This window comes from Turicibacter sp. T129, from assembly GCF_025594975.1.
Lineage (GTDB): Bacteria > Bacillota_I > Bacilli_A > MOL361 > Turicibacteraceae > Turicibacter > Turicibacter bilis.
The window spans coordinates 1-12,316 of record NZ_JAMQUU010000016.1 but is presented as its reverse complement, the minus strand read 5'-3'; the positions used below and the strand labels follow the sequence as shown (position 1 = coordinate 12,316).

Sequence of the window (12,316 nt, the reverse complement as noted above, 5' to 3'; positions counted from 1 at the left end):
CTTCCTCGTCACTCACTTTTACCAAACTTTTTACAAGATTATACATTTTTATTTTTCTTGGCGAATTATTTCAATCAGGTTGAATTGTTTATTTTCATATTCGTACTTACAAATGGCACAATTCGAAAAAGCACCATTCATCATCGCTTGTTTTGCTTCCTCTTCAGTTATCCAGTTTCTCATGAAATGAAAACAAGCTCCCGCATGTGAAACGGCTAAGACGATTTGATGATCGTCTTTTTCCATAATCCCAAGGCAAGTTTCTTTCATTCGTTGTTTCACTTCTTCTTGAGATTCTCCCCCATAAGGAACGAAAAAGTCTTTATATCCCTCTGGCGTTTTTGGATTTAAGTCTTCGCTTTCACCTTCAAAGGTTCCGAAATTCATTTCTTTTAATCCTTTTAGACGTTGATAAGTAATGGACTCACCAACGACTAATTCTAAGGTGTCAGATGCTCGTTCAGCTGTTGAACTGTAGAAATGGTCAAAGTTAATTCCCTTTAATCGCTCTCCCGCTTCTTTTGCTTGAATGATTCCTTGCTCTGTTAGAGGTGAATCACAAGCCCCCTGAATTTTTCGACGAACATTGAACAGTGTTTGCCCATGTCTCATTAAATAAAATGTTTTCTTCATGTTTATTCCCCGTTTTATACTTATTTTAACAGTTTTACACAACTTATGTAAAGCGTTTCTATCTTAGGATTTGATTGTAATAGGAGAAATAAAAAGTTTTATCTTTTTTAGGTTGTGTTTTAAATAAATGTTGAGGTTTAAAACCATTGATATTAACTACTATATATCTTGTAGTTATCGAACAATGATGTAAGTAAATTAGTATGTTTTAAAGAAATATCAACACGCTTCTAAAACAGAGCCTTTGTATTTAATTAGCGGCGCTTTGACTTATCGTTGCCTTTAGCTTCTTTTTTAACCAATAACGCCTCCATTTTAGTTTTAATTTGATGATAACTCACAGGATCAAATAATAAATCATTCCAAATTTTCACCTGGTTATCACGCATTCCTGCAATGACCTGTTCATAATTTGGACGTACAACGACTGCAACGCCTTCTTTCTTTTTAATTTCTACTGTGACTACCTCTTTTTGTCTAGTTTCGAATTGTTTAACAGAACCATTGTTAGTATCTTTCCACATATTTCTCTCTCCCTTTGCTTATACAATTTAAAATACATCTGATGCGACTATCATTTTCGTATTGGCAGAATGCCCTGCGTCACATTAAACTGTATGCTTAGATGAATGAAATATGCAAAAAAATTAAGCTATGCACTTACTTTTTTAAAGCACATGAATCACCATACTCACTTATCCAAAACACTCGACATTTTCCCAGGAAATATCTATAAAAACGACTACTATTTTCACATTTAAAAGAATACTTATTTTTTTAGCAATTGCATTCCCCACATCAATATTTAATCGTCCCCATACAAACAATATAGCCCTTCCTTAATCAGATGTTATTACATGACGTTGATCTATCTTCTTAAGCGTCTAAATAAAAGCAATGAATTTTTTACTCACGAATGTTAAGAAGTTTGAATAAACGGTCATCTTTTTTTCATTTGTGTTATAATAAAACAAAAGATTAAAGAGTAATGGAGTAATAAGATGCAAATTATTATTAATGAGGTGCCAATTTATTTTGAGGTTCAATTTTCAAAACGTTCAAAAATAAACTTAGATGTCAGCCCAGAAGGATATCTGACATTAAAAGTTCCGACTAAAACAAGTGAAGATGAAATTATGACCTATATGAAATCTCAATCAAAGTTTTTATTAAATCTTCAAGAAAAATTAAACAATCGAAAATATATTTCAAATCAAAAATCATATGATAATGAAGAATTATTTTTATATTTAGGAAAAGGATTCCCACTTCATAAATTACTAGATGAAATTCCTGAAACAGAAGTCGAAATTCAATCCCAACTGAAGAAATTATATACGAAAAAGACAAAACAGTATGTAAAGAAACGTGTCACTCATTTCGAAAAAATCATTGGCGTCAAAGCTAAATCAATTACCGTTGTTGACTCCCCTCGCACATGGGGAACTTGTAATTCAAACAAAGATTTAACGTTTAATTACAAGCTTTCAATGGCTCCAACCAACGTCATTGATTACGTCGTCATTCATGAGCTTTGTCACATTCACCATATGAATCATGACCGTTCATTCTGGCGTAAAGTAGGAATGTATGACCCTAATTATAAACAACACCAAGCTTACCTTGAAAAATTCGGTGGTGTTATGACCATCTAAATGTAAAAAGCACTTTAGAATACTCTAAAGTGCTTTTTATCTATGATATAGCCATGGGCTATAAAAATCAAAATGGCGCGCCTGGCAGGAGTCGAACCCACAACCCTCTGATCCGAAGTCAGATGCTCTATCCAATTGAGCTACAAGCGCTAATTTAATATTTGCGACTATTTAAGTTTAACATAACTTTTTTCATTTTACAATATATTCCTTTTGATTTTTATCACTATTAAAAACTTAAGCTTATTCCATACCTAAATTCTAATAATCTTAATGAAAAAAATCGTCGAAATGACGATTTTTTATTTTTTCTTTAGTTGTGTGTTATAGACAATTTGACATCCTAGCTTTCTTGGAATGAAGCGATTGAAGAAGAGTAACACTCGGTTAGAAAGACCTGGAACAATTAAAGTCTGTCCTTTCATCAACTCTTGATACGCATACTCTGCGACTTCTTTTGCCGTTGGAACTTTTAATATTGACTTTGCTACTTTAATGTCTGCTTTTTGTTGAAACTCTGTATCAACTGGTCCTGGACAAAGCACACTCACTACAACCTTTGATTGTTTTGCTTCTAGTTCTTTTGCAATCGCTTCTGTTAACTGCAAGACATATCCCTTACTCGCATAATAGGTTGCCATTAATGGACCTGATTGAAACGCAGCAGTCGAGGCGACATTCAATAGATATCCTTCATCTTGACGGACAAAGTCTTTTAAAAACAGCTTACTTAAATAATGAACACTTTTAATATTTAAATCAATCATATTAAATTCATCTTCAATATCAAGATTTAAAAATTCACCATATAAGCCATAACCCGCATTATTAATTAATCCTACAACGTGATAACTTTGACAATTTTCATGCAACTGTTTTAAACTGCTAAGATCAGATAAATCAGCTGGCATTATGATGACCTCGCGTAGATAGTTAGATTCAATCTTTGCTTTTATTTGTTTAAGTCGATCTACTCGTCTAGCTACAATGATAAGATCATGTCCTTGTTGAGCTAAAACATCACACATTGCTTCTCCAATTCCTGATGAAGCACCCGTTACAATGAAATAAGACATAGTCGCCTCCTCCTTATAAAAGAAAAAGAAGAAAGCAAAACCATATTTTAAACAAATAGAGTTTTGCATTCTTCCTTCATGAGATTATTTTTTCTCACATGATTTTGCTAAAATTTCGATAGCTCCCTTAGCTGCCTGTTGTTCAGCCTCTTTCTTTGTTTTACCGATTCCACGACCTAATGTGATGCCATCTAATAAAACGATCGCCTCGAATGAACGATTATGGGCTGGACCTGTTTCAGAGACAATACGATATTCGATTGCCTTTTTAGAGTCAGCCTGTACAAGTTCTTGCAAGGTACTTTTATAATCAAAGACTTGTGTGACTTCACCTTTTTGATAAGCTTTATGGATAATCGTATGAACAAATGAATACACGGTATCCATTCCTAAATCAAGATACATCGCACCGATAAATGCTTCAAATGCATCCGCTAAGACAGTTGGACGTTCACGTCCACCTGAATTTTCTTCACCACGACCAAGCAACATTAGCTTTCCTAAATTTAAATTACGCGCGTAAGACTCTAGAGACGGCTCACAGACTAATTGGGCACGAATTTTAGTCATTTCCCCTTCAGATAACGCAGGTTTTAAATTAAATAAGTAATTCGATACCGTCAACTCTAAGACTGCATCTCCTAAATATTCAAGACGTTCATTATCCTCAATTTTTAGGTGACGATGTTCATTGACGTATGATGAATGTGTAAATGCTTGACAATAACGGTCAAGTTGTTTAAATGGGATCTTATTTTCTTTTAAAAACTCCGTTAATTGATCTAAATACGCCATGTGTTTTCACCTCCATTCAAAGACCAAATAATTATAACCCTTTTCCTGTTATTTCACAAGTGATTCAAGCTAAGACGACGTGTTTCGACGAAAATAGATGATATTTTCGCCGAAATCATTCACTCATTACTCTGCTTTTAATGCCTGACTAATTTTTGCTACGACATCTTTAGATACCGTTTCGCGTGCCTGACGAATCGCATTCATTAACGCAATTGAATCTGATGATCCATGTGCTTTAATAACTGGCGCTGAAACTCCTAATAAAATTCCACCACCAACTTCTGATGCATCCATACGCTTTTTAATACGGGCAAACGCTGGCTTTAATAATAAAGCTCCAATTTTACCTCGAGTGGATGACATTAATTCTTCTTTAATTAATGATAATAACGATTTAGACGTTCCCTCTACTGATTTTAAAGCGATGTTTCCAGAATAGCCATCTGCTACAATGATATCCACTTCACCTGCAATCATCGTTTTCCCTTCCATATTCCCAACAAAGTTGATCGTTGGATCCGCTGCGATTAAGGCGAATGCTTCTTTTTGTAAGTCAGTTCCTTTTCCATCTTCAGTTCCAATATTTAAAAGCGCAACTGTAGGATTTTCAATATTCATCACTTCACGTGCATAAATAGAAGCGATTTTAGCATTTTGATATAAATATTGAGGTTTGGCGTCACTTGTTGCTCCCGCATCACATAAAATAGTATATTTATTTTCTTTGATCGTTGGCATCACTGGTGCTAAAGCTGGACGCTCGACTTCTTTTAAACGTTTAACGACTAATGTTCCCGCTGCAATTAATGCTCCTGTTGCTCCAGCTGAAACGACGGCATCAATATCACCTGTTTTCGCATCTTTACACGCACGAACCATTGATGAATCTTTAAATTTACGAATCGCCATCGCAGGATCTTTAACGTCCATCGGAATGACTTGCTCACAATGAACAATTTTAATACGGTCATGTGGTTCTTTCATAAACTTTTGAATTTCTGATTCAATTCCATATAAGCTAATTTCAATATCATCAAATTTTTCAACAGCAGCATAGGCACCTAAGACAGTTTGTTCTGGCGCAAAATCGCCACCCATGGCATCTAATCCGATTTTAATCATGTATTTGTTCACCTATCTCTTCTATTTTATTTCACTAATTACCATTATAAACTATTTTATAACAGAAAGAATACTATTTTAATCAAATTGGTGCATTTCATTGGCAACAGTCTCTTGAATATAATCACGAAGTCCTAAGAATTCATTATTATGATGGAACTCATCTGAACTCACAAGATGATAAGCATCCTGCATCGCAACTTCTAGAATTTTATAGTCTTCAACGAGATCTGCCATTTTAAAGACTGGCGCACCTGATTGTTTTTCACCAAAGAAATCCCCTGGTCCACGAAGTTTTAAATCCGCCTCTGCAATTTCAAATCCATCGGTTGTTCCTGTCATAATTTTTAAACGCTCTAAACTCTGCTCATTTTTAATATCACTCATGAGTAAACAATAAGCTTGCTGACTTCCACGACCGACACGCCCTCTTAACTGATGAAGCTGTGAAAGTCCAAATCGGTGTGCATCATAAATCAACATTAAGTTCGCATTTGGAACGTTTACCCCAACTTCAATCACCGTTGTCGAGATTAAAATTTGCGAACGATTCGCGACAAAATCTTCCATGACGGCATCTTTTTCAGCTTGTGATAAACGTCCATGCATTAATCCAACTTTTGCTTTCCCCTCAAAATGATGTTGCCATAAATGATACACTTCAACGGCATTTTGAACGTCCATCGCTTCCGATTCTTCAATGAGTGGCGTAATAACGTAAGCTTGTTGCCCTTGATCTAAAATCGTTTCTTGAATAAATCCAAGTGCACGATCGAGTTTGGAGCTATCGATCAAGAACGTTTCCACCGGTTTACGACCTTGTGGCAATTGGTTAATAATCGAGACCTCCATATCTCCAAATGCTGAAATCGCAAGTGTACGTGGAATAGGTGTTGCTGTCATCATTAAAACATCAACAAAGTCCCCTTTTTCACGCAACATCTTTCGCTGATTAACCCCAAATCGGTGCTGTTCATCCGTAATAACAAGTCCAAGTTGCTTAAAGATGACATCCTGTTGGATAATGGCGTGCGTTCCGATAATTAAATGAATCTCACCACTCGCTAGTTGCTCTAAAATTTCTCGTCGGCGTTTCCCTTTAACCGAGCTACTTAAAAACTCAATTTTAAACGCCGGATAAGGCTTAAAGAGTTCTAAGAGTGATTTATAATGCTGTTGTCCTAAAATCTCTGTCGGCACCATTAACGCCGTCTGATACCCAGATAGCATAACCATTAATAAACTAATCGCCGCGACGACTGTTTTCCCTGATCCAACGTCCCCTTGTAATAAACGATTCATGCGACTTCCCGAACGCAAATCTTGTTTAATATCTTCTAATACTTTTTTCTGAGCATCCGTAAGCGTAAATGGCAGTCGATTCATAAATTCAATAACTTGGTGTTCATCAAAAATCTTCTCTGCTCCTTGGCGCTCACTTTTCGTTTGATAACGTAAATATTGGATTTTCAATTGAAATTTTAATAATTCTTCATATTTAACACGTCGTTGAACTTGTCGTACTTGCTCTTTATTTTCCGGAAAGTGTGAAAACAATATCGCATCTTCATAAGAAATGAGACGATACTGTTGTCTGAGTTGAAGCGGGAGGTCATCACGTAATTGCATCGCATACTGATCATAGGCCTCTTTTACAATCTTTTTGAACGTTTTAAGTGGAACTTCTTTTAGGGAATAGACCGGTTCAATCCCTCGTCCATCTGCTGTACCCATTTTTATATCAGTAGCAGTAATCACTTTACGTCCGAGATCCCATTTACCTGTCACGGTAATCAATGTATCTAGCTTTAATTGATTTTTTAAGAAAGTACGGTTAAAAACAACGACTTTCACAACCTCATGATTCACTAACACATTAAACGTCATACGTGCTTTCATTTTTCCATAGTATTGAACTTGGCAAGCTGTAATAACTTTCCCTTCAACTGTAATTTTTTCTTCATGCATGGCGCGATGAATGTCAATTAACTCAAAGTTTTCATAACGATAAGGAAAATACTCCAGTAAATCTTTCACACTTACAATTTTTAATTGATGTAATTTTTCAAGCAGCGAAGGACCTACCCCTTTTATTTTTTCAACAGGAATACTTGCTAGTGACATTTCATCACGCCCTTTCAACTATTTTTTAAATGATTTGGTGAACAAGTGTTCTCTAATTGATATTTTAGCATAAACAGTTTAGGCATTCAAAGCATAAAAAAGATGTGAGGTGAAACCTCACATCTTTTGTAAATTATTCTACTGAGATAATGTATGAGTAAACAGGTTGTTGACCGTCGAAGATTGTAACTTCAACGTCATCGTATTTATTTTCGATGTATTCAGCTAATTCATCTGCTTCATCTTCATCGACACCCTCACCGTATAGGATTGTGACGATTTCACTATCTTCATCAATCATTTTATCCACTAAAGCACAAGCACTTTCGAAACGCTCTGGAACAGACACGATAATATCCTTATCTAAAATTCCGATAAAGTCGTTTTCTTTAATGTCTACACCGTTCATTTGTGTATCACGAACTGCATATGTCACTTGTCCAGATTTCACTTCTGTAATCGCCTGATTCATCTCTTCTATATTATCTTCTACTGATGCATGTTCATTAAACATCATTAAAGCTGTGTATCCTTGTGGGATTGTTTTTGATGGGACAACAACGACATTAACATCTTCCGTTACTTGAGCGGCTTGATTAGCTGCCATAATGATATTACTGTTGTTTGGTAAGATAATAATATTTTTAGCATTTAACTCATCAATAGCTTTTAAGAAGTCTTCTGTTGAAGGGTTCATTGTTTGTCCACCTTCAATCACATAATGGCATCCTTGCTCTTCAAATAAATGCTTAATTCCTTCTCCCGCTACCACTGAAATAATTCCATATTCAGCTTGTTCACGTTTCGCTGGTTCTGATTGTGGTGCATTTTGACCAATAATTTCATTATGTTGTTCCGTCATATTTTCAATTTTTAACTTCACGAATTCACCGTGTTTTTGTGCTAAGTTTAACGCATCACCTGGTGTTAATGTATGAACATGTACTTTAACGATATCTTCATCTTGTACCACAACAATTGAGTTTCCTAATTTCTCTAAACGTCCACGGAAGACATCTTCTTTAAATGGTGTACGTTCTTCATCTAAACGGATGATAAACTCTGTACAATATCCAAATTCTACCTCATCACTCGATAAAGCTGTTTGTGCAGATTCTCCTGTTGCTTCTGTTTGAGCTTCTAAAACAATTGTTTCTCCTTTTAACGCTTTTAAGAATCCTTCAAAAATATAAAGTAATCCTTGTCCACCACTATCAACAACACCAACTTCTTTTAAAACTGGTAATAATTCTGGTGTACGATTTAATGAAATTTGCATTTCATTTACTACTAAATCATATAAATCAACAATTGTTTCAACTGTTTCATATTTTGCACCAGCTGCTTCAGCAGATTCACGAGCAACGGTTAAAATTGTTCCTTCAATAGGCTTCATAACAGCTTTGTATGCTGTTTTAACTCCACTTTCTAAGGCTTTAGCAATATCTTCAATATCCGCTTCGTCTTTCCCCTCAAGACCTGTTGCAAATCCTCTAAATAATTGTGATAAAATAACACCTGAGTTTCCACGTGCACCCATTAATAAACCACGTGATAAAACTTTTGCAACTTTTCCAATTGAAGCTTCTTCTAAAGAAACTAATTCTTTAGCTCCAGCCGTCATCGTCATACTCATATTCGTCCCTGTATCACCATCTGGAACAGGGAATACGTTAAGCTGGTCTACATATTTAGATCTGTTCGCTAAGTTGTTAGCTCCATTAATTACCATTTGTTTAAATACGATACCATTAATCTGTTTCAACGACATGAATAATACTCCTCCTAGCGATCTAACCCTTTAACTCCTTGTACAAACACATTAACTTCTTTAACATGTTCTCCGAAAGTTTTTTCGATCACATATTGAACTTTTTTCTGAATTTCAAAACATACTTCTGAAACTTTAATTCCGATTCCGACAATTACATATAAGTCTACAATCAGTTTATTATTTTCATCTGCGCGCAGTGTAACACCTTTACTATAGTTTTCTTTTCCTAAAACAACAGCTAAACCATCTTTAACTAAATTCTTTGAAGCCATCCCGACAACACCATAACATTCTGTTGTTGCATTTCCAATGACTGTTGAAAGGGCATCTCTTGAAATGTCAATTCGACCATATTCATTTTTAATTTGGACTGTCATATGTGACAAACCTCCCTCATCGCTATATTCTTACTTTCAATTTTACTATATATTATACACATTGACAAATATAAAATGTCATCTAGAAGGTGTAAAACTGCCTTAACATGACTATTCTCTGCATTTCTTTCAAAAAAACTTGCTAATCCACAAAAAGTATGATAAATTAATAGGAGTCTTAGATAAGAATGTGAAGTAAGGAGGTTTTTACTAATGGCTCGTGTTTGTACAGTAACTGGACGTCGTACTAAAACTGGAAACGCTCGTTCACACGCAATGAACGCTTCAAAACGTACTTGGAAGTCTAACGTTCAAAAAGTTAAAATCTTAGTTAACGGTAAACCTAAAAAAGTATACGTTTCTGCTCGCGCATTAAAATCAGGAAAAGTAGAACGCGTTTATTAATAACATAAAAAAGGTTATCTCTTCGGAGGTAACCTTTTTTATGTTATTAAATAATTTTTCATATCAATCTTTATTGACTCAAACATAAAACTTATACAAATGGCCGGCCACTTCATTAGGTGCAAAAACATACAACTTTAATTTGTTAAGCCTTTATCATTGCACAGCTTCTGCAATGAGATACCGGAATTACCAGCGAAAGATAGAGATAGCAAGCAAATATTTTCTCTTGTTGAGAAAGTAAACAATTAAACAAATTATTTACATTTTTACAACTTCTACTTCTTCTTAGGCCACTTTTTGATTTTTTTCATGGGCCTATTCGTATATAGCTTTTAATGCATAACGATGAAGTTCCTCATTATCTTCTCATTTTAAGGATGATTACTTCATCTCTCTCTTCTCTCTTTAGTCAATCCAAATTCGAATTTTAGCATCTTTCGTATCAATCGTCATTAGATCTCCCATTACCTCTGAATCAATCAGTGCTAAAATTTCTTCAATATCTAGATTAACATTTTCACCGACTTTAGCATTTAATTGCTTTTGAACAATTCCCATTTTTAGAACGGCTTTAGCTAAATTTAATGGAAAATTAATTTGAACTGTTTCTTTTTCTCCCTCTTCCGTCGATAATATGTCTAATCTTAAGAATCGTCCTATCGGGTGTGAATTTACTCGGGCCACTTTTTGTTCAGATTTTTGCATAGCTTGAATCAGTTTCTGACCTTCCTCCGATGTAATGACACCACTTTCTATCATTTTTAATACTCGTATTAATTCTTCACTCATTTTAATCATCCTTTCTAGCTAAAATCATTAATCAATCCAGATTCGTACATTTACTGAATTACGATCAATAGTTATTAAATCACCAATGGAATCTAGATTAAGCAAATCTATCATCTCATCTAAATCCGGTTCAATTCCAGTTCTAGTCTGCGCCTTAATTTGTTTTTGAATAAATCCCATTTTTAAAACAGACCTTGCAAGATTAAGAGGAATATTGATTTCAATGACTTCTTCTTCTTTGTCATGGCTGTCTACATTAATGTGTAAAAAACGTCCCGTCATCCCCTGATTCACCTCATTAACTTTTCGATGTGCTGTATCAATCACCTTGATCAACGCTTGACCATCTTCTGACGTAATAACACCACTTTCTATCATTTTTAAAATCTTTCCTAACTCATCACCCATATAAACTCCCCCTCTTTATCGTTTTAAGCACTCAGTTGCCTCCTCAACAGTGATATCCCCTCGTTCAAGCTGAGATAAACTATCTTGTTTATCGATTGTTTCTTGTCCTGTTGTAAACCCTAATCCTTGAATTGTTTGATCAAGCATTCGTCTAACGGTTGGATAAGAGATTCCAAGTTCACGTTCAACCTCCTTAATATTCCCACGATTTTTAATAAAGACTATGGCAAAATTTAATAGTTCCTTATCTAAATAACAAAATTCATTTAATGTGTATTGACCATTAATTTGTGTTTTACATCCTTGGCACGTCAATTGTGTAACTAAAAGTCGTTTATAGCAAATAGGACAATGTCCCAACACTTCGTACTGTTTCACCTAAACCCTCCTTACTTTGTCATAATTTTAATAACCGTATTTTTAGACTTCACATTAATAAACTCAAGTGGTGGATACTCCTTCATAATCTTCAGCACTTCTTCTAAGTTTACTAAAATAGTCTGTATCTCTTCTTTACTAAACTTTCCATTAATAGCCTCTTGATCAAACTTAATAAAAGGAGCACATAATCTAAAAAAACTTTTAATCAATCCAAATGAAACTGCCGGCAAATATATTCTCTTCCCATCATCGACAATAAATAATTTAATCTTCTTAGCACGATGCTTTTGTCGCCGTTTTGATTCTTTTTCAATCTCTTTAATTGCTTGCTGAACTGTCAGACGTCCGTCTTCGATTTTCTCTAAAACATAAAGATATGACACTTTAAGCTTCTCTCCTTTCAATTCCTACGTCTCTACATTACCATTATACTCCACGAATCTAAAAATCCAACTCCATAATTAATAATATTAATATATAAATTAATATTATTTAAAAAAACAATATATTTTTTGAAAAATAATTAGTTTTAAATAACTGTTACTGTTTTATATCATTCAATCGTTATTCTAATTCAATGAGCACAAAATAATTTTCAAGCTAATTTAATATGATATCCCCCGTCCTTAAAACAAAGACAATAATCGAGTAGGAGATAATTAATTAATTTAATCATCGTCCTCTCACACCACCGTACGTACGGTTCCGTATACGGCGGTTCTATTTTATCTCTAAATATGAACGGTTTGATAGTGGTCTAGTAGTGATACT

Annotated in this window: 14 protein-coding genes and 1 tRNA gene; 2 read left to right on the top strand and 13 right to left on the bottom strand. The window is 34.6% G+C overall.

The genetic code is table 11. The features are described 5' to 3' along the window. Positions 1 to 48 precede the first annotated feature (48 nt). Positions 49 to 633 carry a histidine phosphatase family protein gene (locus NEH75_RS02325; protein WP_055245152.1) on the bottom strand — a complete coding sequence of 195 codons (585 nt, stop codon included), beginning with the start codon at positions 631 to 633 and terminating at the stop codon, positions 49 to 51. A gap of 254 nt (positions 634 to 887) precedes the next feature. After that, entirely contained in the window at positions 888 to 1,157 is a 270-nt protein-coding gene (locus NEH75_RS02320; RefSeq protein ID WP_055245150.1) for a hypothetical protein, read from the bottom strand. A gap of 477 nt (positions 1,158 to 1,634) precedes the next feature. Here NEH75_RS02320 and NEH75_RS02315 point away from each other — a divergent pair, with 477 nt between their 5' ends. After that, on the top strand, positions 1,635 to 2,288 hold the full coding sequence (locus NEH75_RS02315) for a M48 family metallopeptidase (protein WP_055304463.1): 654 nt from the start codon (positions 1,635 to 1,637) through the stop codon (positions 2,286 to 2,288). Positions 2,289 to 2,361: 73 nt separating this feature from the next. Here the strand turns inward: NEH75_RS02315 and NEH75_RS02310 are convergent. The 7 genes from NEH75_RS02310 to NEH75_RS02280 form a co-directional block, all read right to left on the bottom strand. Then, positions 2,362 to 2,438 (bottom strand) — tRNA-Arg (locus NEH75_RS02310). 152 nt (positions 2,439 to 2,590) lie between these two features. After that, positions 2,591 to 3,364, bottom strand: coding sequence for an SDR family NAD(P)-dependent oxidoreductase (locus tag NEH75_RS02305; RefSeq protein ID WP_055304465.1), 774 nt, complete (start codon positions 3,362 to 3,364; stop codon positions 2,591 to 2,593). Positions 3,365 to 3,448: 84 nt separating this feature from the next. Then, positions 3,449 to 4,159, bottom strand: coding sequence for a ribonuclease III (gene rnc, locus NEH75_RS02300; protein WP_055245039.1), 711 nt, complete (start codon positions 4,157 to 4,159; stop codon positions 3,449 to 3,451). 126 nt (positions 4,160 to 4,285) lie between these two features. Then, a complete protein-coding gene (gene plsX / locus NEH75_RS02295; RefSeq protein WP_055245037.1) occupies positions 4,286 to 5,284 on the bottom strand; it encodes a phosphate acyltransferase PlsX in 999 nt (332 codons plus the stop codon). Positions 5,285 to 5,362: 78 nt separating this feature from the next. Continuing rightward, complete coding sequence (gene recG / locus NEH75_RS02290) at positions 5,363 to 7,408, bottom strand: ATP-dependent DNA helicase RecG (protein WP_262948476.1); 2,046 nt, start codon at positions 7,406 to 7,408, stop codon at positions 5,363 to 5,365. Between the two features lie 133 nt (positions 7,409 to 7,541). After that, the gene (locus NEH75_RS02285) at positions 7,542 to 9,179 is read right to left on the bottom strand and encodes a DAK2 domain-containing protein (RefSeq protein WP_055304467.1); all 1,638 of its coding nucleotides are present in this window, start codon (positions 9,177 to 9,179) and stop codon (positions 7,542 to 7,544) included. Between the two features lie 14 nt (positions 9,180 to 9,193). Further along, a complete protein-coding gene (locus tag NEH75_RS02280) occupies positions 9,194 to 9,559 on the bottom strand; it encodes an Asp23/Gls24 family envelope stress response protein (protein ID WP_055245032.1) in 366 nt (121 codons plus the stop codon). Between the two features lie 213 nt (positions 9,560 to 9,772). On the opposite strand from NEH75_RS02280, the gene rpmB reads away from it, so the two are divergent. Continuing rightward, positions 9,773 to 9,964, top strand: a complete 192-nt coding sequence (rpmB, locus tag NEH75_RS02275; protein ID WP_055245030.1) for a 50S ribosomal protein L28 — start codon at positions 9,773 to 9,775, stop codon at positions 9,962 to 9,964. Positions 9,965 to 10,372: 408 nt separating this feature from the next. Here rpmB and NEH75_RS02270 read toward each other — a convergent pair whose 3' ends face one another. From NEH75_RS02270 to NEH75_RS02255, 4 genes are read right to left on the bottom strand one after another with little or no spacing between them, the layout of a single operon-like run. Next, complete coding sequence (locus tag NEH75_RS02270; RefSeq protein WP_055245028.1) at positions 10,373 to 10,756, bottom strand: SHOCT-like domain-containing protein; 384 nt, start codon at positions 10,754 to 10,756, stop codon at positions 10,373 to 10,375. Between the two features lie 27 nt (positions 10,757 to 10,783). Beyond that, on the bottom strand, positions 10,784 to 11,164 hold the full coding sequence (locus NEH75_RS02265; protein ID WP_055245026.1) for a hypothetical protein: 381 nt from the start codon (positions 11,162 to 11,164) through the stop codon (positions 10,784 to 10,786). 15 nt (positions 11,165 to 11,179) lie between these two features. After that, entirely contained in the window at positions 11,180 to 11,542 is a 363-nt protein-coding gene (locus tag NEH75_RS02260; protein ID WP_055274829.1) for a DUF2089 domain-containing protein, read from the bottom strand. Between the two features lie 11 nt (positions 11,543 to 11,553). Beyond that, positions 11,554 to 11,928, bottom strand: a complete 375-nt coding sequence (locus NEH75_RS02255; RefSeq protein WP_055245023.1) for a hypothetical protein — start codon at positions 11,926 to 11,928, stop codon at positions 11,554 to 11,556. Positions 11,929 to 12,316: the final 388 nt, after the last annotated feature.